Origin of the sequence: Pantoea sp. SM3, from assembly GCF_000963995.1 — a bacterium.
In the GTDB taxonomy this organism is placed as follows: domain Bacteria; phylum Pseudomonadota; class Gammaproteobacteria; order Enterobacterales; family Enterobacteriaceae; genus Pantoea; species Pantoea rwandensis_B.
On the sequence record NZ_JZRD01000017.1, the window covers coordinates 204,435 to 230,128 of the forward strand.

Sequence of the window (25,694 nt, forward strand, 5' to 3'; positions counted from 1 at the left end):
ATTAAACCCAATAAGGAACGCGGTATTTATATCTACTGGTCATTGCAATCGACAATGACAACCCGACTATTGCCATAACAGTAGCAATAATGTAGCTGCTTGCCATCGGCATTTCACCCAATAACGGGCCTCGCACCAAATCAATTAGATGGTAAAGTGGGTTAAAATTTAGAAGCATGGCTGCTGAACTATGTGAAAGCAGTTTAGGCATCCAGATGATGGGTGTTAAATAGAAAATCACTTGCATGATACTCAGTACAATTTGTGTCATATCGCGGAAACGGGCACAAATCATTGAAAGAATCATTAACACCCAAGTCAAGTTCAATGCAAGTAGTAAAAATCCGGGTATAGCCAGAATAACCGTCCAACTTACATTCTTCTGGACCGCAAGCAGAACCAAAGGGAAGATAACAATATTGTGCAAGAATATAAGGAAGTTTTTCCAAATCACACGCATGACATGAACATGTAATGGCACAGGTAACTGTTTAATGATACCCTCAGAAGAAATAAGCGCATCACACCCTTCAGAAATGCAACTTTGAATAAATGTCCATGTAATGAGGCCTAAGGTGAGATAAGGCAAAAACTCCTTAACATTAGTTTTGAAAAGATTACCAAACACTAATCCCATAGTAGTAATCATCACAGCCATGCTGATGGTAATCCAAAAAGGACCCATCTTTGACCGCTTGTATCGCATGCGGATGTCTTGTCCACCCATCACTTTCACAACATGAAAATTTCTTAATGCGGAAGTGAAGTCGTCCCACCCCACAGACTTCATTTTATTAGCCATTACAAGATTCCAAATTGGTACGCCAGTCGATTCAATCCGACCAAGAACTTATCGCCACACAGACGCGCCAAGATAAGCGTCATAAACTCTTCTTTTTGTGATTCTTCAAGTTGGTCTCTTAACTTGATAATATCATTCATGTTGCATACACATCGGAACATAAGATCCAACTTTATAATTGGAAGCCCTACATGGTGCAAAGCAAGGCAGTTTATGTGGATTTGCGAACCTAAAGTAAACTCATCCAGATACAAAGAAATCAATCTTTGCTTAAATTGAGCGTTTAACTCCCCTTCTTTATGAGCATAACTTTTAAAAAAATTAACAGCTTCTAAATAATCTACCTTGCTAGATTCTAACTTACTATATTCATGCTCAATAGCATGGTACTTGCTTAAGTCATTACTAGCAAAAGCAAGACTTTTAGCTCGTTTATTTGCCAGAATATATTTATTGTAATATGAAGAAAGAACTTCATCACCAGCTATTAATCCGGTAATCGATCTATTTCTCCAGGAACTCTCACCTTCTCGTCTATAATAGTAATAGCTTTCATATAATGCCTTGTCATTGCTTAATTTCCTTTCCATAAATGAAATGTTAAACAATGATTTAAAGCTTTGTTCAGAGCTTACTAGAGATTTAAGCAATCTGCTTAAGCCAAATTCTCCACGCTTGATTACTAAAGGTCTTACATTAGAAGCTTTATAATTAAACCAGAAGTTTTTAAATTTGACGTTACGTACAATTTTACCCGCAACCGAGATACAAAATGATCCCAAATGATGGGAATGCTGGCTATTTTCAGTAGCACCCATCACTTCAACATCAGTGTTGAAGAGATTGTGGACGAACTCAGGAAGACCACGTTTTGAAAAGAATACGCTATCGTTGATAATTAGTAGACGTTCACACTTATCCTGAAAGCCCTTATCAAAGAAATACTTCATACCTGCTTTGTAACTACCAAAGTCTCGGCCGTAGTTATCACGCTCTATATATACATCCACTAGGTCTAATGGATAATTATGCTCTTCAAGCCGTAGCGTATTTACTGCAACGACGAATACATTGTTCCGTTTTGCTTCTTTAATTAACTCTAAGGTATCATTTCGAAGAGATGATTTCTCATAGAGAGCAAGAAGCATAACCTTACCACCGGTAAAGTCATTTTTAATTTTTACTTCAACATACTTTTTTGTTTTGATGTCATCGCGAATGGACAGGACACCATAATATAAATAGATTACAATTTTCAGAAAAAATCTGATAATCATAAAAATAATACGTTTCATTTTTGCACCGTCGATGGTTAAACTAATTTTCTAAAGACATTCATAATGAAGAAAGCGCATGTCTCAATAAAACTCTGCCGATAAAATCCGCCAGTCATAAAATTGACAACTCTGGTCAACAGACCACTACTCAGAGCATTAAACCTCTCATAGTCTAGTTTATTTTCTGGTGGCATCTTCTCTTTAATGCACTCAAGTGTCATGCAGTTAATTTTGCTCCAGGATTTAAACTCACCAGCAAAAAGTCGATTAAAGCGCGTGACTTTGGACATTATTCCAGTATTACTACCGACTAGATTTTGATCATGTTGTCGGTAAAGTATATAGGGCTGATGATCATAAATTACTGTTCCATTCATAGCGCTACAAACGATATACATAATCCAATCGTGAGAAACAATTTGCAAATCTGCTGGGAGTGTTTCAAAAATCGCTTTTAGCTCCCGATTGAAAACCATGGTGTTACCACCCGCATAACTCTGTAATAGCGCATTTTTGAAATGAAATGCTTTTAAGAAACAGGGTGAAAACCCAATACAATTCTCGTTAGAGTCAATTAACTTAGTGCGAGAACCGTAAAGTCTATACTTGTTAAATGAATTTACTTCAGAAGCTAGCTGATTTACGGCAACTTCAAGTTTGTTTTCATTCCAAATATCATCTTGATCGCAGAAAGCATAAAAATCAGAGTCAATATCGTCACGATTAAGTAAACTAAAGAAATTTGCTGCAAAACCTCTTCCAGGTCCTTTGAGCAAAATCACTTTGTTGTTGAGACATCGATGGGAAAATTCTTCAACCAGTTCACATGTACGATCTGTTGAACCATCATCCGAAACAATCAGGGCCCAATTTTTATAAGTCTGGTCAGCAATTGACTGTAATTGCTGCTCTATATATTTCTCGCCATTATAAGTACCCATTAGGATACTTATTGTTCCTTTATCGCTCATCATCATTAGCTATATAAAAAAGGATGAGTAACATCCTCATCCTTAGTTTTAGGAATCAATCAAAGGTTACTGCTTGTGATAATGGTGTTCCCACTTTATCTTTCGCGGAAAGAGCAGGACTATCACCTTCAGAGATCGGCCAGTTAATACCTAAATCTGCATCATTCCATAGTAATGAGTGCTCATGCTGAGGATTATAATAATCGGTACATTTATAGACAAACTCAGCACTTTCAGACGTCACATAAAAACCATGAGCGAATCCTTCAGGCACCCATAACTGGCGTTTATTTTCAGCTGAGAGGTACACACCTACCCATTGTCCAAAAGTAGGCGATGACTTTCTCATATCAACCGCCACATCGAAGACTTCGCCAGCGACAACGCGTACGAGCTTACCTTGGGTGTTTGCAGTCTGATAGTGCAATCCACGCAGAATGCCTTTGGAAGACTTTGAATGGTTGTCCTGCACAAAAGTACGAGGAGAAACTTGCTCTTCAAATTTCTTTTGCTGCCAGGTTTCCATAAAGAAACCGCGCTCGTCGCCGAACACCGATGGCTCAATTATTTTGACGTCAGGAATTTCAGTATCAATAATCTTCATTATAATTTTCCGTTGTATAACGCCATCAAATATTTGCCATAATCATTTTTCAGCAGAGGCTGCGCGAGTTCTTTCAACTTTTCTGCATCAATAAAGCCCATGCGATAAGAGATCTCTTCTGGGCAGGCCACTTTCAGTCCCTGGCGGGTCTCAATCGTCTGAATAAAGTTATTCGCTTCCATCAAGCTCTGATGCGTTCCGGTATCAAGCCACGCATGTCCACGCCCCATGATAGAGACAGAAAGTTTGCCCTTCTCAAGGTAAAGATTGTTGATATCGGTAATTTCCAGCTCACCACGGGGAGAGGGCTTGAGGTTCTTCGCCAGTTCTACAACGCTATTGTCATAGAAATAAAGGCCGGTCACTGCATAGTTGCTTTTCGGCTCAGAGGGTTTTTCAACCAGAGAAATCGCTTTCCCGGTTTTATCGAATTCAACCACACCATAACGCTCAGGATCATGCACATGGTAAGCAAATACCGTTGCGCCCTCTTTTTTATTAGAGGCCTCTTCAAGCTGCTTATGGAGATCGTGACCATAGAAGATATTGTCGCCGAGAATCAATGCGCAGTTATCATCGCCGATAAACTCTTCACCCAGAATAAAGGCTTGAGCTAAACCATCCGGGCTTTCCTGGACTTTATATTGAATCGTTAGACCCCACTGAGAACCATCACCAAGCAGGCTTTCAAAACGTGGCGTATCTTGCGGTGTGCTGATAATCAGGATATCGCGAATTCCCGCCAACATCAGAGTGCTAAGCGGATAGTAAATCATTGGCTTATCATAAATGGGTAATAACTGCTTACTGACTGCCATCGTTACTGGATAGAGGCGTGTTCCTGAACCGCCAGCAAGAATGATTCCTTTTTTACTCGTCACAACGTTATCCTTCAATTTGTTTATCTGACTCTATGATCACTCAGTGATAGATTTCATCTAACATGCGAACAACCCCAACCTTCCATTCAGGGAGGGTGAGATTAAATGCAGTCGTGAATTTACTGGTGTTCAGTCTGGAATTTAGTGGGCGTTTTGCCGGTGTCGGAAAAGCCGTGGTATCAACAGTATTGATGGCTGTAGCTTTAATCGGCAAGCCTTTATCACGCACATGCGCAATCACAAAATCTGCATAGGCATGCCAGGTCGTTACCCCTGAAGCAATCAGGTTATAGATACCGCGTTTTTCGGGTTCAGCCAATGTGATTCTGATGGCGTGTGCGGTGCAATCCGCGATCAATTCTGCCCCCGTTGGTGCGCCGAATTGATCGTTGATGACGGCAAGACTCTCACGCTCCTGCGCCAGGCGTATCATCGTTTTGGCAAAGTTATTCCCTTTGGCCGCGTACACCCAGCTAGTGCGGAAGATAAGATAGTTGGGAGCATGCGCTACAATCGCTTCTTCTCCCTGGCGCTTGGTTTTGCCATACGCGTTGAGTGGCGAAGTCACATCGTCTTCACTCCACGGGCGCTCGCCGCTGCCATCAAAGACGTAGTCGGTTGAATAATGAACCAGTAAAGCGTTCACATCACGCGCTGCAATCGCCAGCGCTGCAACACTGGCGGCATTGATCAACTCGGCATTCTGTATATCGCTTTCAGCTTTATCCACGGCGGTATAAGCAGCAGCGTTCACGATGACATCAGGCTGGATATCGCGAACGGATTTCGCGATTCCTTCTGGATGCGTTAAGTCACCGCAATATTCCACTGAATGGCGGTCTAACGCGATCACTTCACCCAATGGTGCCAGTGCGCGTTGGAGCTCCCAACCCACCTGACCATTTTTACCCAATAACAAAATTTTCATTAGCTACGTTTCTCGTAATTTTGCTCAATCCAATTTTGATAGGCACCACTTTTGACGTGCTCAACCCATTCATGGTTGTCGAGATACCACTGGACGGTTTTGCGTAGACCCGTTTCGAAACTTTCCTGCGGGGTCCATCCTAAATCTTGCTCAATTTTTGCTGCATCGATGGCATAACGGCGGTCATGGCCCGGGCGGTCAGCAACATAAGTGATTTGTTGAGCATACGGCGTATCTTTCGGACGCAATTCGTCCAGCAATTCACAAACTTTGTGAACCACTTCGAGATTCTGCTTCTCATTATGGCCACCGATATTATAGGTGGTACCGGTTTTAGCCTTCGTCACAACGGTATACAGCGCACGTGCGTGATCTTCGACATACAACCAGTCGCGAATCTGGTCGCCTTTACCATAAATAGGCAAAGGTTTACCTTCCAATGCATTGCTGATGATGAGAGGAATGAGTTTTTCCGGGAAATGATACGGGCCGTAGTTGTTGGAACAGTTGGTCACTACCACGGGCAAACCGTAGGTACGTCCCCAGGCGCGAACCAGGTGGTCACTTGCGGCTTTGGTTGAAGAATAAGGGCTGCTTGGCGCATAAGGCGTTGACTCGGTGAACATTGGAAGCTCGCCTTCCATTTCATCCGGATGTGGCAAGTCACCATACACTTCATCAGTAGAGATATGATGGAAACGGAATGCGCTTTTACGATCTTCAGGCAATGTCATCCAGTACTGACGGCTGGCTTCTAACAAGGCGTAGGTGCCAACAACGTTAGTCTGGACAAATTCAGCAGGCCCGGTAATGGATCGATCCACATGGCTCTCTGCAGCGAGATGCATAACCGCATCCGGCTGGTGCTCTTCGAAGACTTTAGACAAAGCAATGCCGTCGCAAATGTCGACATGACAGAAGGTGTAACGGGAATTATCACTGACCGTTTTAAGCGATTCGAGGTTGCCTGCATAGGTCAGTTTATCGACGTTAATCACCTCATCACTGGTGTCATTGATAACATGACGGACCACAGCTGAGCCGATAAAACCTGCACCACCAGTAATTAAAATCTTCATGACGTTGGACTGTTCCTGACATTGCGACCGTATCCCGGTCAGAGGAGAAATAAACACCCCACATTAGCAATGGACAAAGCTACCGCCCTTGGGTTGCAGCTCCCAACATGCTGATGTGTGTAAAAGCGATCTTTAAGCATAGTGCGATTAAATCAAACTGAGCACTATCTGCTTGAAATAATCTTAATTCTATAGAGTTCATCAGAAAGAATTGATTATTTCGGAACTTGAATTTTAACACCGTGGTCGTGTGAACACGAACGAAATGGCTTTGGCATCAAGTAAAGGCTCAATAATTAACCAATTGTGCGATCAATTTATTAGGGAATCGACTATATCAGACTTTTCTTATGCAGTGTGAAAGTGGCGAAAAGCAGGGGGACGTTAAACCGGGCGAAAAAAAGCGGACATCATGTCCGCCTTTATTGGATTACTTAAACCCATCCGGGTTCTTACTCTGCCAGTTCCACGTATCACGCATCATCGCGTCAATCCCACGCGTTACCCGCCAGTCCAACTCGGTATTCGCCAGACTTGCATCCGCCCAGAACGCCGGCAGATCGCCATCACGACGCGGCTTAAACTCAAACAGAATCGCCTTACCAGAAGCCTTCTCGAACGCCTTAATCATTTCCAGCACCGAGAACCCTACCCCACCGCCAAGATTATACGCCTTGTAACCGGTGACTTTCGGCAGATGATCCAGCGCCTTCAGGTGGCCTTCGGCCAAATCCACCACGTGGATGTAGTCGCGCTGTGCGGTGCCGTCTGGCGTGTCGTAGTCATCACCAAACACGCCCAGCTTCTCCAGGCGACCAATCGCCACCTGCGCGATATATGGCAGCAGGTTGTTAGGAATACCGGTTGGGTCTTCACCGATCTCGCCAGACTCATGCGCGCCAACCGGGTTAAAGTAGCGCAGCGCGATGGCTTTGAAATTCGGGTCTGCTTTGGCGAAGTCGCGCATCACGAATTCGATCATCAGCTTAGAGGTGCCGTACGGGCTGGTGGTGCCACCGATTGGCGTGGTTTCCACATAAGGAACCGGTGCATCGGCGCCGTATACGGTCGCTGAAGAGCTGAAAATGAAGTTCCACACGCCTGCAGCGCGCATCTCTTCCAGCAGCACCACAGTACCCGCCACGTTGTTCTCGTAGTATTCCAGCGGCATGCGGGTCGATTCACCTACGGCTTTCAACGCCGCGAAGTGAATCACTGCAGAGATGTCGTTGGTCGCAAACAAGTCACGCAGGCAAGCGCGATCGCGGATGTCACCTTCAACAAACACCGCTTTCTTGCCAGATAGCTTCTCCACGCGATTGACAGCTTCGCGTGAAGCATTGCAAAGGTTATCCAGGACCACAACGTCGTCGCCGCGCTCTAACAGCGCCAGCACCGTATGGGAGCCGATGTACCCTGCTCCACCCGTTACCAAAATAGCCATGTGTACTCCTTTAAACCGCGCAAGCGGCGCGGCATGAGAATGGATTATTTCGCCAGGATTTTCTGGATAGCTTCGCGGAAATCACGACCCTGCGCGTTGTTACGCAGACCGTAAGAAACGAAGGCCTGCATGTAGCCCATTTTTTTACCACAGTCGTAGCTGGTACCGGTCAGCAGTTGTGCATCTACCGGTTTTTTCTTGCTGAGTGAGGCGATGGCATCGGTCAGCTGGATACGACCCCAAGCGCCTGGCTCGGTATTTTCCAGCTCTTGCCAGATATCCGCAGAGAGCACATAACGACCAACCGCAGTCAGGTCTGAATCCAGCTGGCCCGCTTCTGGCTTTTCAATGATGTTGGTGATGGTGCTGATGTCACCTGGGTTATCAATTGGCGCTTCGGTGGTCAGAACACCGTATTCGGTCAGGTCTTCACCCGGCATGTGTTTCGCCAGTACCTGTGAGTGCCCGGTTTCTTCGAAGCGTGCGACCATTGCGGCGAGGTTGTAGCGCAGGTGGTCAGCGGTTGAGTCATCCAGCAGCACGTCTGGCAGTACCACCACGAACGGGTTATCACCGATCATTGGACGTGCACACAGCACTGAGTGGCCGAGGCCCAACGGGTTCGCCTGACGCACGTTCATAATGGTTACGCCAGGAGGACAGATTGATTGCACTTCGCTCAGCAGCTGACGTTTTACGCGCGCTTCAAGCAGCGCTTCCAGCTCATAAGTGGTGTCGAAGTGGTTTTCCACTGCATTTTTGGAAGCATGGGTGACCAGCACAATCTCCTTGATGCCCGCCGCTACACACTCGTCAACGATGTATTGAATCATTGGTTTGTCGACGATAGGCAGCATCTCTTTCGGGATGGCTTTCGTTGCAGGGAGCATATGCATACCGAGACCCGCAACCGGGATTACTGCTTTAAGCTTGGTCATATTTATTCCATTTCATGAAGTGAATACGTGGGGTCGATTATGCAGGATCGGCCGGTGCAGCAAGTATAATCTTTATCTGAAAATCCGGCACTAACTCTCTGTCACCACATCAAAAATCGCCAAAATGGCGGGCTGCCGCTTCGCCTGAACGAAGCAAAATGGGGGCGCTAAACCGCTGAAAAACAGTGGGAGGTCTATGGAAAAGTGGCAGAGGTTAAGACCAGTGGTTTACAGAATGAGTTCAGCGGGATTTTATCGTGGTGCGTGCGGGTAGACTGCGCCATAAATGGCGTAATGCTTGTCAGTTGAGTGCGTTTTGGTCGCCATAAATGGCGACCCTACATTGTTCGGTGCGCATTGAGGGAGAACCGGGTTGAATACGCACTCCCTGGCTTAATTGAGCGCCATTACGCCATGCATGTCGCCGTTACGGATCTGTGCAGACAGCAAGTGCATGCCCGCGCAGATCACGTAGTAATGGCAAAACCTACAGCCAGCCCTCAAACCACTCCGGCATCACAAACAAGTTGAAGTGATTCACCAGCATCATCAGGCCGACAAACACCACCGACACCGAAACCCACTGGCGGGCATACGGCATAAAGCGGATACCAATCACCGGCTTGATAAAGAACGGATGGGCGAAAGCAGAAATCAGCACCTGCGAGATAGACAACGTCAGCGCTACATACAGCACGTTCGGCCAGATGTAGGTTGTCGCCAACACCATTACTACCAACAGACTGGCGACGATGTTCCAGTAGAACTCGACGTTAGTCTTACCGTTCGCCTGGGAAATTGCGCCGGTTAAGCCCCCCATCGGACGCAGCATACCGAACAGCAGCATCAGTGGAATCAGATGGTAAACCTGCTCATGCGACGCGCCATATAGCACGCGTACGATCACCGGCGAAAGAATGCCAATCGCCAGATACATCGCGCTGCTGAACAACATGATGACGAAGGTGCCTTTCAGGAACAGATTTTTCAACTGCTCCGGATCATGCTGCTTCTCGGCGAAACGCGGCAGCGCCAGACGGTTAATCACCGGCGAGACCAGTTTCAGTGGCTGCAGAATCAACTCTTTGGCCAGCGAGTAGATCCCCAGCATCTCCGCGCCCATCACTTTACCCACAATCAGAGCATCCGCCTGGGTACGCAGTTGGTTGATGGTCTGTGAACCCAGCTGATAAATGCCGTAACGCACCGCGCTGATGAAGGTCGCCCCTTCAAACTCCCACGTTGGACGCCACGACTTCTCCCCGAAGTAGATCATGCACAGGATGCGCGTAAAGGCATTGATGAACAGTCCAAGGATCGCCGCCGCCACCGTGAGCGAGGTAAAGTACAGCATCGCCACGGTACAGATGAACGCGAACAGCTTGGTCGCCATCTCAATCTTCGCCAGCGTCACCATACGTTTGGATTTCACATAGTGCGCCTGATACTGCGACAGATGTCCCAGCACGAGGAAGTTGAGGCTGGTGAGCATGATCAGCCCTGTCAATTCAGGCAGGTGATAGAACCACGCCACCGGGAAGGCAATCGCCAGCATAATCAAGCCGGTACACAAGCTGAGCGAGACGTTGACCCAATAAATGGTACTCTGCTGGCGGCGGTTGATGTCCTGGCGATGCACGATATAGCTGCTCATCCCCATATCCTGCAACACCGTTGCCACCGCCAGAATGGCGTTGATAATGGCTAGTAAACCTAACTCATGCGCTTCCAGTTTTCGCGCCAGAACGCTGAGCTGTAACACCTGCAGCAATGCCGCGAAGCAGGTACTGCCAAACAGCCAGACGGCCTGTTTTTTTAATCCGCTCACACCATGCGCTCCAGAATTTTAGCCAGCTCACCATAAGCGATGTGCTGATTGAACTCGGTTTCCACTTTGTGTCGCGCGGCAGCCATTACCGGCGCGACATCAACATCGCCGCGTGACAGACGCAGCAACGTGTCGGCCAACTCTTCGGCATCGTTTTCCGAGACCAGCCAGCCGCTGACGTTGTTCTGAATCAGCTCCGGGATGCCGCTGTGATAGGTCGAGACCACCGGCAGCCCCACCGCCATCGCTTCCATCAACGCCACCGGAATGCCTTCCATATCGCCATCCGCCGCGGTTTTGGACGGCAGCAGGAAGATATCGGCATCGTTCAACGCCTGACGAATCTCCTCTTGCGGCTTGAAACCTGGCATAGTGACAAAGGCTTCCAGTCCGGCACGCGCGATGTGTTCACGCATCATGCCGTCCTGCTCACCGTTGCCGATAATGGTGAACTCGAACTGCCCACCGTTGTTGCGCAGAATTTCACTGGCTTTTACCGCCACGTCTAAGCCCTTTTTCTCGGTCAAGCGCGCGACCGAGACAATTCGCAGCGGCTGATGAAACGCCTCACGCGGCCTGAAGTTAAACTTCTCCGGCTCGATGCCCATGCGCGTCACGTGCACCTTCTCGCGTGGACAACCCATCTCAATCAGCTTGTTCTCCCACAAATGGCTGATGGGCAACATCAACTCGCTTTGTTTGAACAGGTTGACGTAATCGAGCTTGTGCTCTTCGAGAATGTGACGGCGCGAAATATCCGCGCCGTGGAACACCGTTGCCTGCTTGCCTTTCAGCACGCCGAGCTCACGCAGTTTGTTGGCCAGCGCACCGGCATAACCAAAGTGCACCAGAAACACATCCGCGGTGAAGGTTTGCTTCGCGTTAGCAACAATCGCCGGCAGCAGCAGCTTTTTCGCCTGCTGGCCGTAGCGGCCGACATTGAGTGATTTGATCAACGCCGGCTTAGCGATTTTCGGCAGCATCAAACCAATGCGCTGCGTCAGCTTATCGAGATTCGAGACTTTCTCTTCCGGCAGTAAATAGTGAGTTTTCGCCGCCAGATTGTACTCATCGAACGCGGCGTGGCGATTGATCATATCGCCCGGAAACACGGAGATAATCTCCACGTCATAGCCTGCATCAATGAAATGCGTTACCTGATTGAGGACAAATGTCTCAGAGGCAACCGGAAAACGCATGGTGAAAAAGGTCAGCTTCATCACTTACCCCAGCACGTTGAGAATTTCTGCCGTAATGCGGTTACCAATTTCACGCTCCTGCGCCACCGCGGTATCCACTTTGCGCTTCACGTTGTCGTAATCGGCCAGCACGGTTTGTACTTTGTCGATCAGCGAGCCATCCATCAGGCTTTGCACGTCGGTGGCCATTTGCGGCAGTCCAAGCTGCTTCATCACGCCGAGCGATTTGTGCTCATAGTTGATGGCCACGGCTGGGGTACCGAAGTTCATGGAAATTATGGCGGAGTGCAGGCGGGTGCCAATGGTCAGGTGACAATGGCTTAGCAGGATGCCGAGTTCGAGATCGTTGAACTCGTCCATGATGACATGGTAATGCTCGGGATTTTCGACGTGGTCGCGCAGCGTCAGCGCGACCATCCGGTCGTCTTTGGCGTAGCTGTCGATGCCGGTACAGGTAGAGAAAGCCACCACCTGATAGCCTTCAGCAATCATCGCATTGATGACTTTCCCGAAGGCCGCTTCGTACTCTTTCTGCGTCACGCCGAGACGTTTATCGAACGGTGCCAGTTCACGCACGGTGATGGCGATGGTTTTACGCGCGCTGATGATGTTTTTCCAGTGCAGCAGATTGTGGCTCGGGTTCTCCACATCACGCGCCTTCACCAGGAAGGCGGTATCCACGCCCTTCTTCACGCGGCTGGTGGTGACGCCGTCTTGTTTCAGGCGGTCAAAGCTAACTTCTTCACGCAGCACCAGGCTATCAACACGGTCAAACACGAAGTTGGCCAGCGCATTCACGCGAGGATTCTCAAACGGGCCGACAGAGTGACCGACCATGTGCAGCGGCTTTTTCGCCATCAATGCACAGAGCGCGTGGTCAAACTGCGTCACACCATACAGATCGACGAAGAACGAACCGCCCACCTGAATGATGGCGTCATACTGTTCCAGACTTTTGGTGAACTGCGCCAGATGCGGCGGCACAGAAAACGATTTGTACAGGCCACCCTTGCCCAGATGCGCCATCATGATCTCGGGCATCAGGCGGTTGGCCACTTTACGTTTAACGCTGCCCACCAGCCCTTTCGCTGATTTGCTGTTATGCAGAAACAGGGAATCCTGCTGGATATCCTGTTGCAATAAGTACCCGGAGCTTGTTGGATAACGACTGATCACATCAATATCGAGGTCGCCACGCGCAGACTGCAAAGAGTCGATCAGTCCACGTAAAATCGCGCCATCCCCACGATTTCCACAGGTATGGTTTCCCACCAATAAAATCTTCATAAACACTCCAGAAAAATTTTTTTAATTTTTTACAAGCCACGCCATTTCCTGCACGGGCAAAGTGAACTCTGTGTTAAAAAACTGCAATGGGAACAATGCCCAAAATAGAAAATCTGTTCTCAAACGGGCGACCTGAAGGCCGCTCCCAACTTTTCCCGGAGAGGACGCAAACGGCTGCGTCCTCTCCGGTTCGTGCATTACGACTTCACTGCAAAATAGGGTAACGCTACCTGCTCGCCGTTAATCACCACCGAGACATATCCTTTCGGCGCACGCGTATCTACCTGCTCTGGTTTCAGCGCGCGCGAGGCCAGCAGCAGATCGCCCTGCTCGTTGCCGCCGATACCCGCTTTACCATTGTGCAGGCTGAAGCGCTGCGGTGCCTGCTGGCTGCCGCTGGCAGGACTGCCCTGCGCCATGGTGGCATCCACACGCGCACAGCGTCCGGTGAGGAAGCGGTCCTTGGCGGTGCTTTTAATCAAAATCGCGGTGGTAGGTGTCCAACCAGCCAGCTTGACGAACACTTTCGTGTCCGTCTCTGAACGCGGTTCAAAGCGGACATCTACCACCGGTGAACTGCCTTCGGCTGACCAGCTGGCTTCCGCATTTTTGGTTTTGCGTTGCAGATGAATCACCGCACGACCGCCGGTGCCTTTGCCATCAATGACGTTCATTAACGGCTGATTAGCCGTGCCGTTATTGAATTGCGATTGACCAAATACCTCGATCTCCCAGCTGTCACCCACCGTAGGTGAGTAGAAGTTGCCGAGTTCAAACCAGGTTTCCTGGTTGGTGTTATTCGCCAGGCGGAAGCGTGAAGTGATGTAGTTGTATTTCAGGCTGCCATCGATGGCGACACCGTAAGATTCCACGCGCGTTGACCCCATCTCCCAGATGTTGAGCCAACGCTCGCCTTCCATCGAGTTGTCGATCCAACTCCCCGCTTGCAGGTTGGTCTGGCGCATGTTCAGTCGCGAGTTGTGCGCGATCAGCGGATTTTTACAGTCTTCAATGCTGAGCGCATCGATGATCCACTGCCCATTGGAAATGTCACCGGGAAACTCACTGTGCTCGATCCAGCCGTTATGAATGATCGACTGGCTGCAACGCGGCAGATTCAACACCTTACCGCCTTTACAGTGCTGGGCGTTGAAGTTGGAGAGTTCAATCGCCGTGCTGTGATCCCAGGCGCCAGCCTTTTGGCCTGACCAACTGGCTTTGATCACATCGCCAGTACAGGCATTGGCGTACCACTGATCGATTTTACAATCCAGCGTATCCAGTAAGCTCAACGACACCCCGCCAACCTGATTGAGTCGCAGGCAGGCACCGCGGAAAAATTGCCCGCCGGGACAAGTGTTGCGGAACAGCCCCTGCTTATTAGGCCGCTTGTCGTTTTGGCCGTTGAAAATCAGATTGGAGATTTCCGTCCAACGCGCGTTCACCTGGAACAGGAATTCAGAGCGACCGTCTGAAGTCAGCGTGGTCGCCGGGAAATAGCCAAAATTGACCATCGCGCCGGAGATGCGGAAGTAGCGTCGTTGTTCATTACCGAAATCGCACTCGGTGACGAAGAAATTGCCTGCCGGGAACTGCACACAGATCTGCTGATTTGCATCAATTGACCATTGATACATGGCTTTTATCGCCGGTGCGGCATCGGTTTTGGCATCGGCAATGGCGCCAAAATCGAACAGCGTCAGGCGGTTAAAATCCTCAACCACGCGACGCCAATAGAAACCGTTACCACTGAAGATAACGCCGCCATCATCTTTGCCGTCACCAAAAGCGCCAACGAATTCCCCGCCGCCCACTTCTAAGCCTTCATGCCAGCTTTTCAGCTTGATTTTGGCGCCGGCGAACAGCGGACGCGTTTTCCGTAACTCATCGACCGACGGGATTTCGCCAATCAACTGATAGCCATTCGGCTGCGCCAGACGCTGACTAAAGTTACTCGGGTTGGGTCGCGAAACATCTGCAATCGAAAACAGCGTATTCCCCTGGTCGTCTTCCACCACCATGGAGTGCGAAGGATTGGCGATCAACGCTGCATTATCGTGGATGAATTGCGCGAAGTTGCCCTTATTCAGCGCAATAGGCTGGCTGATTTGTGACACTTTACCGCTGGCATCGCGCAGGAATACCGGAATCTGATTGCCCGCTTTGCTGGCATCCTGACCGGCCTGCCCAATCCACAATTTGCCCTCAAAGTTCTGCCAGAACTGTGTTGGCATGGTGTAGACATTTTCCGGCGTTAAAATCGGCACATCGCCCTGCGGTACGCTGGACGGATCGACAGCTTTCAAAGCAGGTTGACCACTTTTTGCCGCATAGCTGGAAAATGCGCTCACTGAGAGCGCGGCAACAATGGAGGAGGCTGCAGTTTGCAAGACTTCTCTTCTTTTCATGCTTTCAATCCCGTGGTCATGGGGCTGCGTAACAGCCATAAATGTGATCCCGGAGGCACGAGAACGGACGCTTAAACCAGCGCCAGCCAGCTTTGTTTGATCTGGTTACCGTCAAACTTCAGCGCAGTTTCTTTGGTTTTTTCGCTCATGGCGTAGAACAGGCTATCGTCACTCGCCAGCTGTTCCATCCGCGCCAGAAACGTTGATTTGTCATTCATCGGCACCAGGAAACCATCTTCCCCGTGGTTGATGATTTCCTGCGGGCCGGTTGGGCAGTCATAAGCCACCACCGGCAATGACCAGGATTTCGCTTCGAGCAGGACCAGTGGCAACCCTTCATAACGCGAGGTCATCAGCGCCATGTCGCTGTCACGGTAGTAATCGTTGATGTTGCTGACTTTGCCGACGAAATTCACGCTATTGGTGATGCCCAACGCCGCAGCCTGATCGTGCAATTGCTGACGCAATTCACCGTCACCGGCAATCACCAGCGTCCACTCAGGATGGGTTTTGCTGAAATCAGCCCAGATATCCAGCAGCAGGTCGAAGCCTTTTTGATTATCCAGACGCCCCACCGCCAGCGCCTGACGGCTGCGGCTCTGGCGCTGAAAGGCCTTGTAAACCACCGGATTAGGGATCTGTTTACTGGCGATATTCCAGCGGCTGAACACCTGATGATCTTTGTCCGTCAGCACGATGACCTGGTCGTAATAGCGCAGCAGCATCCACTTCAGCGCTTTGATCGGTTTGCTAAAGGAGTTAATCGCAATGTGTTCACAGGCGTAGGCTTTAAAGCGTTTTTTCTTCATCGCCATCAAATTCCAGAAGGCGAACATCACGCTCAGGCGGCCCATGCTGATCAGAAATACGCTGTCGAACCCTTGCTGATGAATGCTGGCGACAGCGCTTTTAATCGGGTTGCTGTGCCCTTCAAAACTGACGATCTCTTTCACGCGATCGAACGGATAAAAGGTTTTGCCGTGCCCTTCCAGCGAATAAATGGTGACGGCGTGCTGCTCTCCAAGGCACTCCGACATGAAATTACAGATGTTTTCCGTGCCCGCGTAGGAGTAGGCATCCTTAATCACTAAAACGATCTTTTTCATAAAACGCTTTCCACCTCAAAATGTGAACTTAAGACCCAACGCCTCCGTACTGCTCACGTCGTAACAACACGAAGGATGCCGGGTCTTAACGATGCTTCAGGGTGAAGAGAACGCCGTTCACCATATACCAGCCGTAATAGTAATAGATTTTTAACGGATTGTTTTTATAGATAATTCTTAATAATTCGAGGTGCCATTTCGCCGCTTTATTCTTATTGCGCGAGAGGGAATCGCCCAGCTCGTAATAGTTGACCAGCGTCTTCTGGATCACCCGAGCTTGCTTGTAGCGGAGGAACAGTTCGTAGAGGAACAGGAAATCTTCATGCCCTTTACGCTGGAAGAAGATGCCCTGAGGAGGACGGCGGAAACACACGGAAGAGAAGCAGACGCGATACTGCTTCTTCACGAAGTTTTCCTGTTGCAGATAGGGTTTGCTGTAGAGAATATCGTGGTCGGCGGTTTTGGTTTTGTAGTGATAATGCGTGATGACAAAATCATCACCCGCCGCGATCGCCGCAGTCTGTTCGGCGAGTTTATCGGCGTGCCATTCGTCGTCACTGTCAAGAAACGCGATAATCTCTTCTTTCGCGGCACGCAGACCCACGTTACGTGTTTCCGCCGCACCGAGGTTGACTTCATTGTTAAGAATGGTAATGCGCGCGTCAGTGCAGTGTTCGCGTACATAGGCCAGCGAATCATCGGTGGACTGATCGTTTATTAAATAAAGATGCCAGTCGCTATAGGTCTGATTGACGATCGACTCTACCGCACGCAATACCGTTTTACGCGCGTTATACATCGGCATCACGATACCGACGGTGCCAACATGATTTGTCATTTGCATACCCGGAGTGTCAGGAACCAAAAAATTGCTCCCGGTGCGGGAGCAAGTGAAATTTATATAAAGTGAATCAGGAGACGGCTCGTCCGCCAGAGAAGCGCGATTTCACCTTATCGAACAGTCGATTCAGGAAATAAGCCCGGTTATCACGATTGGTCAGGAAGAAGTAGCGCGCGAAACTGAGGCTCGCCTGCAGTGATTTACCATCCATCTTGTAGCGCAGCGGCAGCTTGAACGCCTTATAGGTATGGACGTCACGTGCCGTGAGGTGCGGCTTCATGGTGTCCAGCCAGAAGAAGGAGTACTTCACCGACTCGCCTTTGTGCTTGGAACCAAATTTGGTCAGCAGATGGTAGGTGGCGAGCGGCTTATCGATCATCACAAATTCATAGCCCATGCGGTCAGCACGGATGCAGAAATCGTAATCCTGATGGCGAATATAACGCGCATCAAAACGGATTTTATCGGCATCTTCGCGCTTCAACACAATGGTGCTGGTTTGAATAAAGCCGTAACAGCCAAACAGATATTCAGCGATGGTTTCATTCTTGCCCGGTTCCTGCATCGGCATCACCTTGAGGAAACGGCCATCCTGATGAATGTTCACCTGGCTGAAAATCAGATAGTTCGACTTACCCTGTGCTTCAAGTTTGGTGATGGTGTCATAAACGGTGAGCAGCTTATCAACGCCCCACTCATCATCGGCATCAAGGAAGCTGATGAAATCGCCCTCAGCCAGTTCGATACCTTTGTTACGAGCACCGGCACCGTTGAGTTTCACCTCAGACAGCTCAAGTTTGATGTCCAGATCCTGATAACGCTCACTGCGCACCACTTGTGCCAGTTCAGCGGCATCAGCCGATTTGTCATCCACGATGATGACTTCAAAATTGCGATAGGTTTGCGCTTTGACGCAATCCAGCGTCGTTACAATCGACTTCGACGCGTTATACGCGGGAATTACAATTGAGAAACGAATATCCTGCATTGCCAGTACCTCTAAAAACTTCTGGTTAACAGTAATACGAATATTAAGCGAAGGTAATCAGTCAAATTCTTAATTTTCGGCTGCTGCTTTGGTTGCTGCTTTAGACTTACCGCCACTGCTGCCGATAAACGGTTTTTCCACCCAAAGATAGGTCATTTTTGCGACATAAAACGCCGCAACAAAGAACAGTGTAGATAACAGCGTGAACATCCAGTAATTATGCGGATATAACGTCGGTGGAATTTGTTCAATACCGTATAGCACCACGCCATGAATCAAATAGAGGCTATAACTCACTTCACCAATCGACATCAAGGTCTTATTTTCCAGCAGTCCCATCAGCGAATTACCGCTACTGACAATAAAGAAGATCACCGTCAGGGATATCAGGAAGAAGACATAGAAGAAGGTATTCGAGGTGAAGAACAGAGAGAATACGGCCAATCCAAGGCTGAGGATTGCCGCACTGCGGGAATGGCGTAGACCAGCAAATCTATCGCGGAACTTATAAGCAAAATATCCCATCGCAAAGCCGAGTACCGGACGCGGATCGGTATAGGTTTTCCCATACAAGCGTAATGCGACGGCGATGATGAAAATAACGCCGATGGACGAGAGGATCAGCAGGGTTTTGTATTTCCCGCGCGTTAAACGATTGAGGAAATAAATCACGGGAATAGACAAATACAGCAACCATTCCAGACGCAACGTCCACTCCACGCCGGAGTTCACCACCGCTGTAGACATCTCGCCAACGTTGTAACTGCCAATGAACAGCAGCCATAAAACGGCATCTTTCAGCGCTTGCAACGGCGGCACCAGCGCACCTTGCAGCGCACCAATGGTAAAGATAACGAAACCTGAGAACCAAAACATCGGCACAATACGCCGAACGCGTGAACGCCAGAGTTTTCCACTCAACTGTGCAGGGGTGAGCGTATCGTTATCCAGCCAGCGATAGAACAGGAATGCCGAAATCATAAAGAACAGCAAGACGCCGAATTTACCCGAGTTCACAAAAAAGTTGCCCTCAGAGAACCAGGCAAAATAGTTTTTATCATATATCCACGGTTGATCCAGCCCGTAAATATAATGAACAAAATGAGAAAAGGCGACAATACTGGCGAGGAAAGCACGCAGGCCAGAAATACTCTTCACGCCTTTATCATTATAAATACCGCGATGATAAGAGCAGGCATGTAAAATGAGCAATGCAAGGCAGAACGAAACCACCATAATCATGATGTACATATCAGGATCCCTTATAAAATCGACACAACAAGGTTAGGGGCTTTGCTGCGCAAGACTTTGCTGAACAAGTGGGCTAACAATACTAAAGGTACGATCCGCTTTGGCTTTATACAGTGACTCCAGCGGATGAATACAGTCGTCAGACATCTGCGACTGCCAGTCACGATCTTCTTTAATCACGCTATACTGGTGAACCACGGCAACCTGTTGCTGCTTAGCCACCTGGTTAAGTTGCCAGACGTAGGGCCAAACATTCCAACGTGCCGCTTTGCCGCAAATGGGATTCGGCTCCTGCAAAATAACTTGTTTATGGTTCTGCTTCGCCACTTCAACCAGACGCGTGATAATCCGCCCATACTCTTCAGGGCTTTCAAGGTGCACCTTCTTATCCTTGAAAAAATAGTGTCGGGCATCGTTAATGGCGTAGTTGATCAAAACGATTTTGGCCGGGGAGGTTTTCATTAAGTCCTCCCAATGGCTTTGATCATCACCGCCATGCGGGTACAACAACTCAGCGGCCTGCGCACCGGGAACACCGTGGTTTTTCACCACGATGTTGACCCGATCGCCATACTGCTGTTGCAGCAATTGCGTCAATTCACCGATTTCACTGGCTTGGGTGATGCTGCTTTTACGGTCTTTGCTGATGACACCCGCGGTCGTGGAATCACCGAATGCGTCAATCTGCAGCGTGCTTAAACCCGGTGTTGCCAGCGCCGCAATCGGTGCCAGCGCGAAGGCTAAAACCATCAATTTTCTTGTCATGTTACCTCTCTGTTACCTAAAGATTTTGAACTCCTGCGCCACCTCGTAGCCGACAACGGCCTGTTTCTGCGAGATGGTGTTGTAGTAGAGGTAATAAACAAGAAAGAAACTGAACATCGCGAACATCGCCGGTTTGAGTAATTGCCGTGATTGATAGATCAACGAGGTCAGTAGAATAGGCTCAACTTGCAACAGGTAGTTGGAAAGCCTTGCCCCGGATGAATAGTTATAGAAGAAGATCCTGATGGCCCCGCCCAGCGCGAAGGTCACAATCATTAGATAGTTAAAACGCCACTGCTCAGCATTGTTGCGCTTCAATTCATCGCTGAGCATGAAATAGACAAACATACACACCAGCATGATGTTTTTAAGGTTAGAAACCGAGAAGATACTGCCATCCGCGGTATTCGATGCTTCAGCACTGTAGCCTTCCGCCCTCTCCCCCATCGCGCCCATATGCGCACTGATCAAGCTGATAAAGTTTGTCCCGCCGAACTTCGACATCGGGATACTCAGCAAGATAATCAGCACCGGCCAATAGCGCCATTGACGGATAAACAAGAATGGCAAGACCGTGACCACCATAATTCCGGTGTTGTGACTGAAGAAAGAGAGCAGGAAAAAGCCGAACGCTCCCCAGTAACGCTTCAGATATAGACACCAGAGCACCCCCAAAAACAGCGCAGAACTGAGACCAAAGCGAATCTGGTTCATGTCTTTGTTGATGTAGATATGGGCGGAATAGAGTGCCAGCGCGAGGATCGGGTACGGTGACATTTTGCGGAAGAACACCGCGTTGGTCACCACCGCCAGAATGCTGAATACAAATAAGAAGGTGTCAGCATTACTGGAAATCAGGCTGGTTAGCCAGGCGATGGCAAAAATCAGCGGCTCATAACGGAAAAGCTCGACGGTGGCGCTAAAGCCGTTGATCTGCAGACTTTCAATAAAGCCGGTATAAAATGTCCGATACTGCAGGTCATCCATGCCGGTACCCAAACCGCGAATCCCGGCAAACACAATCAGAATAGCGGTGGCGATACACAGCAGGTAGAGCATCAGACCCGAGGTGCGCTCATCTTTTTTGACAATAAGCTCACTCAATGAAATCAGAAGCAACAATCCGGATATAACCCAATAGGGTGCCATGGTGTCATTCCTTACGCAAAAAGAGGCGGCAGATGCCGCCTCTAAGTCAATAACAGGGTGCGTTACACTTTCTGTTTATATTCGTAGTTGTAATAGTCGTAACCATAACCGTAGGAGTTCGCCGCTTTACGCACCACGGCGTTCAGGATGACACCCTTAATCTCGATACCGTTCTGCGCGAAGCGCTTGTAGCTAACATCCAACTCTTTGGTGGTGTTGGTTTCGAAACGCGCCACCATCAGCGACGTACCGGCCAACTTACCGATGATGGAAGCATCGGTCACCGCCAGAATTGGTGGGGTATCAATCAGCACCAGGTCGTAGTTCTTGCTCGCCCAATCCAGCAACTCGCTCATGCGACGATGCATCAGCAGTTCAGACGGGTTCGGTGGCACCTGACCGCGTGGCAGGAAATCAAAACCGTACACGCCTTTCTGAATCATGGCCGGTGAGAACTCACTCTTGCCGGACAACACATTGGAGAGACCCATTTTGTTTTCCGAACCGAGCAGCTCATGGGTATAACCACGGCGCATATCACCATCGATGAACAGCACACGCTGGCCTGCTTTCGATACCAGGGTCGCCAGGTTGGCACAGATAAAGGTTTTACCAATACCCGGGCTGGCACCGGTAATCATCAGAATGTTGTTTTTGGCTTCCATCATCGCGAAGTGCAGGCTGGTACGCAGGCTACGAATCGCTTCGATGGAGAGGTCAGTCGGATTACCCAGCGCCAGCAGCGTATTGTGTGGGTCACTCTTCTCTTTGTGACCACGACGCGCCAGCGCTTCGGTATCTTTCTTACGTTGCCACTCTGACAGCGGTACGCTGGCATAGACGTTCATGCCCAGCTCTTCCAGCTGCTCAGGATTCTCAATACCGTGATGGAACAGCGCTTTCAGCAGCACCAGACCCACCGAGATAATCAGACCCAGAATAAAGCTGGCGGCAATAATCAACATTTTCTTCGGTGCCACCGGGCTACCGGCGGTTTCCGCACCGTCGATGATGCGCACATCACCCACGGTACTGGCTTTACTGATACCCAGCTCTTGCTGGCGATTCAGCAACTGCATGTAGATTTCCTGACCTGACTGCACATCACGTGTCAGACGCAGAATTTCCTGTTGGGTTTGCGGCATACCGGCAATTTTCTTGTTCAGTTTTGCCTGCTCATCTTCCAGGGTTTTGCGTTTTTCCAGCAGCGCGCGATAGGTCGGGTGATCTTTGGTGTAGAGCTGTGACACTTCAGCTTCTCTGAAGGTCAGTTCGTTCAACTGGCTCTGCACGCTAACGGATGAGTCGAGCGCCGATTTCGCTTCCAGCGACATATCCACCGATTCATTCTGGCGGCGATAGGCGTTGAGCTTGTTCTCCGCATCATCCAGACTGCTACGCACTTGTGGCAGTTGGTTGCGCAGGAACTCCAGGCTCTTCTCAGCCTGCTCAGATTTGCGGTCAACGTTCTGCAGCAGATAGTTGTTCACGATCTGATTCAGTACTTTGCTGGCACGCACCGGATCTTCATCCTGATATTCCAGACCCAGCACACCGGTCGTTTTGCCTTTATCGGCAACGGTCAGCGCGTTCAACACCGCTCTGATGGCCTGCAAGTCAGTGAGTTTGGTGACGTTGAAGCTGGTCCCTTCATCAGCCTGGATACCGCTGACCAGCATAGTGACTTCACCATGCTGCTCCAACTGACCCACGCGGCCTTTGAACAGCTCATCACCCTCGCTGGTTACGGTGTAAGTCTGCGGACCTGTCACTTCCAACTGCACCGTACGCTTATCGATAGTGCGCGGAATTTCCAGGCGAGAAATGGCGATTTCAGACGGCTTGTTGCCCATCAGGCGCGACAGACCTTTACCAATCACCGGGAAGTAGTTCTGCTCCACCACGGTATCCAGACCTAAGTCATTGACCGTTTTGCCCAGCACCATACGGGATTCGAGGATTTGAATCTCAGTGTCGGAGGCGGGTGTCGTTGGAATCACATCCTGCAATTCATTCAGAACAGAAGCCGTGTTTTTCTGCTCTACCTGAACCATGGCATCGGCGCTGTAAATAGGCGTTGCAAACAGTGTGTAGAGCGTTCCTGCCAACATGAAGAAGGCGGTAACGGCCACGATGATCCAGCGATGATCAATTAGCTGTCCCACAAGATGCGCCAGATCCCATCCACTCGAATCTTCTTTTGGCGCGGTCATAACCTTGTTTTTAATATTCATGGGTATTCCCAACTATCGGCTTAGTACGTTGACCCATTTCTGGGTAGCGTTTTCCAGTAACCCGTAGACCTCTTCGAAGGCCTCGCGACTTTTTTTGTACGGATCCGCAATTTCCTGCTGATTAAGCCAGTGCCCAAGCAGCATGGTTTTTCCGCGTGCGGCTGGGTCGATGCGATTCACCTGCTCAATGTGGCGCTTCTCCATCACCAGAATCAGGTCATAGTCACGGCACATACTGGCCGTTAACTGCTGAGCATGATGGCCTTCCAGCGATACGCCGTGTTCAGCGGCAACATCGCTGGCAGTCTGATCTGCCGGAAACCCCTTCAGAGCACCAAGCCCTGCAGAAGCCACCCGAGTTGAAGGTAGCGCGCGCTGGAACAGGCGCTCTGCGGTGGGAGAGCGGCAGATATTGCCGACGCAGACGACTAGCACGGACTTAATCATGCGGAAACCTTAGTTACCCCAGTTACGGAAACGTAGCGTTGCCTCGCTGGCATCATCGATACCCACGATGGTTGGCAACAGTGAGGAAATAACACGGTTCCAACGGGTAATCGGTGTCGCGGTGACGTAGACGATGTCGTACGGCTCCAGTTGGAATTCGGTGCCCATCACCATCGATGCCGCATCTTTGGTATTCAACTGATAGATGTTGGCGATCTTGGTGCGGTTGGCACCACGAATAGGACGAATAACGAAGACACCGGTGGCATCGGACGTGGTTTGATCCATCCCTTGCGCATTGCCCAGCGCTTCGGCCAGCGTCATGCCGCTGCGGTCCATTTTCAGCGTGGACTGCTGCTTCACTTCGCCCATCACAAAGACTTTCAGGTCATCGTTACGCGGAACGTAAAGAATATCGCCCGGATACAGCAGGTGGTTCTGGCTCAGGTCGCCGTTTTGCATCAGCGCCTGCAGTGAGATGCGCTGCTCTTTGCCCTGATGCGTCAGCACCACGTTACGCCAGTCAGCATCGGCGGCTAAGCCACCGGCGGCGTTGACGGCATCGAGTACGGTAAGCGGCACGTTAGTAATCGGCTGCTGACCGGAAGTGGTCACCGAACCGGTCACGTAGGTTTTCTGTGAGCGGAACGCCGCAACATTGACATCCACCTGCGGGCTTTCAATGAACTGCGCAAGGCGGCGCGCAATTTCCGCGCGGATTTCCGTTACGGTGCGGCCGGCTACACGTACTTTACCGATGTACGGGTAGAAAATCGTGCCATCGGCCTGTACCCAGTTACCGGTGTCACTGGCGCTACGATACTGACCCGCTGGTGTGGTCAGCTCCGGGTGGTCCCAGACGGTGACGTTCAGCACGTCGCCAATGCCCACGCGATACTCGTAACTTTGAATTTCGGTTTGCAGCGCCGGGTTGGCCTGCGCAACCAGAGGCCTCGGTCGCATCTGTTCAACCAGACGCGGCGTCAGCGGGAAGACATTGACGTATTTATCGATGTCAAAGTTGCTATCCTGTTGCTCAATGACATCTTTTCCGCCAGTGGAAAGGTGCGAACCTGGTTCAATGGTGCACCCCGAGAGAAAAGTTGCGGATACCAGTAAAGGTATCAATTTAATTTTCATTATCATCTGATTCTTCGCTATCAGTTAATGATTGATAGAGGCGAAAACGCCGCTGTGTAGCGTCTTATAAAAAAATAAAACTGACGGGTTAAACACTGAAACTGTGGGTCATTATTATGCACTCCCT

Annotated in this window: 22 protein-coding genes; all 22 read right to left on the reverse strand. The window is 49.6% G+C overall.

The window, feature by feature from the left end:
- Position 1 precedes the first annotated feature (1 nt).
- On the reverse strand, positions 2 to 802 hold the full coding sequence (locus tag VI01_RS11730) for an ABC transporter permease (RefSeq protein WP_045815233.1): 801 nt from the start codon (positions 800 to 802) through the stop codon (positions 2 to 4).
- Positions 802 to 2,097, reverse strand: a complete 1,296-nt coding sequence (locus VI01_RS11735; RefSeq protein ID WP_045815234.1) for a rhamnan synthesis F family protein — start codon at positions 2,095 to 2,097, stop codon at positions 802 to 804. The genes VI01_RS11730 and VI01_RS11735 overlap by 1 nt, the downstream gene beginning before the upstream one ends.
- Positions 2,098 to 2,114: 17 nt before the next feature.
- Complete coding sequence (locus VI01_RS11740) at positions 2,115 to 3,056, reverse strand: glycosyltransferase family 2 protein (RefSeq protein WP_045815235.1); 942 nt, start codon at positions 3,054 to 3,056, stop codon at positions 2,115 to 2,117.
- A 49-nt stretch (positions 3,057 to 3,105) separates the two neighbouring features.
- On the reverse strand, positions 3,106 to 3,654 hold the full coding sequence (rfbC, locus tag VI01_RS11745; protein WP_045815236.1) for a dTDP-4-dehydrorhamnose 3,5-epimerase: 549 nt from the start codon (positions 3,652 to 3,654) through the stop codon (positions 3,106 to 3,108).
- A complete protein-coding gene (gene rfbA, locus VI01_RS11750; RefSeq protein ID WP_045815237.1) occupies positions 3,654 to 4,535 on the reverse strand; it encodes a glucose-1-phosphate thymidylyltransferase RfbA in 882 nt (293 codons plus the stop codon). Before rfbA ends, rfbC begins: the two co-directional genes overlap by 1 nt.
- Before the next feature lie 40 nt (positions 4,536 to 4,575).
- A complete protein-coding gene (rfbD, locus tag VI01_RS11755) occupies positions 4,576 to 5,463 on the reverse strand; it encodes a dTDP-4-dehydrorhamnose reductase (protein WP_045815238.1) in 888 nt (295 codons plus the stop codon).
- Entirely contained in the window at positions 5,463 to 6,542 is a 1,080-nt protein-coding gene (gene rfbB / locus VI01_RS11760) for a dTDP-glucose 4,6-dehydratase (RefSeq protein ID WP_045815239.1), read from the reverse strand. The genes rfbD and rfbB overlap by 1 nt, the downstream gene beginning before the upstream one ends.
- A 430-nt stretch (positions 6,543 to 6,972) precedes the next feature.
- A complete protein-coding gene (gene galE / locus VI01_RS11765) occupies positions 6,973 to 7,986 on the reverse strand; it encodes a UDP-glucose 4-epimerase GalE (protein WP_045815240.1) in 1,014 nt (337 codons plus the stop codon).
- A gap of 44 nt (positions 7,987 to 8,030) precedes the next feature.
- Positions 8,031 to 8,924 carry a UTP--glucose-1-phosphate uridylyltransferase GalF gene (gene galF, locus VI01_RS11770; RefSeq protein WP_045815241.1) on the reverse strand — a complete coding sequence of 298 codons (894 nt, stop codon included), beginning with the start codon at positions 8,922 to 8,924 and terminating at the stop codon, positions 8,031 to 8,033.
- Positions 8,925 to 9,411: 487 nt separating this feature from the next.
- Entirely contained in the window at positions 9,412 to 10,752 is a 1,341-nt protein-coding gene (locus VI01_RS11775) for an MOP flippase family protein (protein ID WP_045815242.1), read from the reverse strand.
- On the reverse strand, positions 10,749 to 11,972 hold the full coding sequence (locus VI01_RS11780) for a glycosyltransferase (protein ID WP_045815243.1): 1,224 nt from the start codon (positions 11,970 to 11,972) through the stop codon (positions 10,749 to 10,751). The genes VI01_RS11775 and VI01_RS11780 overlap by 4 nt, the downstream gene beginning before the upstream one ends.
- A gap of 3 nt (positions 11,973 to 11,975) precedes the next feature.
- Positions 11,976 to 13,238 (reverse strand): colanic acid biosynthesis pyruvyl transferase WcaK, encoded by a 1,263-nt coding sequence (wcaK, locus tag VI01_RS11785; protein WP_034824781.1) that lies wholly within the window; start codon positions 13,236 to 13,238, stop codon positions 11,976 to 11,978.
- A 197-nt stretch (positions 13,239 to 13,435) separates the two neighbouring features.
- Complete coding sequence (locus VI01_RS11790; RefSeq protein ID WP_045815273.1) at positions 13,436 to 15,646, reverse strand: phage tailspike protein; 2,211 nt, start codon at positions 15,644 to 15,646, stop codon at positions 13,436 to 13,438.
- Positions 15,647 to 15,717: 71 nt separating this feature from the next.
- A complete protein-coding gene (locus VI01_RS11795; protein WP_038645957.1) occupies positions 15,718 to 16,752 on the reverse strand; it encodes a glycosyltransferase in 1,035 nt (344 codons plus the stop codon).
- Between the two features lie 85 nt (positions 16,753 to 16,837).
- A complete protein-coding gene (locus VI01_RS11800; RefSeq protein WP_045815274.1) occupies positions 16,838 to 17,590 on the reverse strand; it encodes a glycosyltransferase family 2 protein in 753 nt (250 codons plus the stop codon).
- A 73-nt stretch (positions 17,591 to 17,663) separates the two neighbouring features.
- Positions 17,664 to 18,581 (reverse strand): glycosyltransferase family 2 protein, encoded by a 918-nt coding sequence (locus VI01_RS11805; RefSeq protein ID WP_045815244.1) that lies wholly within the window; start codon positions 18,579 to 18,581, stop codon positions 17,664 to 17,666.
- Between the two features lie 69 nt (positions 18,582 to 18,650).
- Positions 18,651 to 19,832: an acyltransferase gene (locus VI01_RS11810; RefSeq protein WP_038645953.1), complete on the reverse strand. Its 1,182-nt coding sequence runs from the start codon at positions 19,830 to 19,832 to the stop codon at positions 18,651 to 18,653.
- A 33-nt stretch (positions 19,833 to 19,865) separates the two neighbouring features.
- A complete protein-coding gene (locus VI01_RS11815; RefSeq protein WP_045815245.1) occupies positions 19,866 to 20,597 on the reverse strand; it encodes an SGNH/GDSL hydrolase family protein in 732 nt (243 codons plus the stop codon).
- 12 nt (positions 20,598 to 20,609) lie between these two features.
- A complete protein-coding gene (locus VI01_RS11820) occupies positions 20,610 to 21,746 on the reverse strand; it encodes an EpsG family protein (RefSeq protein ID WP_045815246.1) in 1,137 nt (378 codons plus the stop codon).
- Positions 21,747 to 21,808: 62 nt separating this feature from the next.
- Positions 21,809 to 23,980, reverse strand: coding sequence for a tyrosine-protein kinase Wzc (gene wzc, locus VI01_RS11825; protein ID WP_045815247.1), 2,172 nt, complete (start codon positions 23,978 to 23,980; stop codon positions 21,809 to 21,811).
- A gap of 12 nt (positions 23,981 to 23,992) precedes the next feature.
- Positions 23,993 to 24,427 carry a protein-tyrosine-phosphatase gene (locus tag VI01_RS11830; RefSeq protein ID WP_045815248.1) on the reverse strand — a complete coding sequence of 145 codons (435 nt, stop codon included), beginning with the start codon at positions 24,425 to 24,427 and terminating at the stop codon, positions 23,993 to 23,995.
- 9 nt (positions 24,428 to 24,436) lie between these two features.
- Positions 24,437 to 25,567, reverse strand: a complete 1,131-nt coding sequence (locus VI01_RS11835; RefSeq protein ID WP_156149352.1) for a polysaccharide export protein — start codon at positions 25,565 to 25,567, stop codon at positions 24,437 to 24,439.
- Positions 25,568 to 25,694 lie beyond the last annotated feature (127 nt).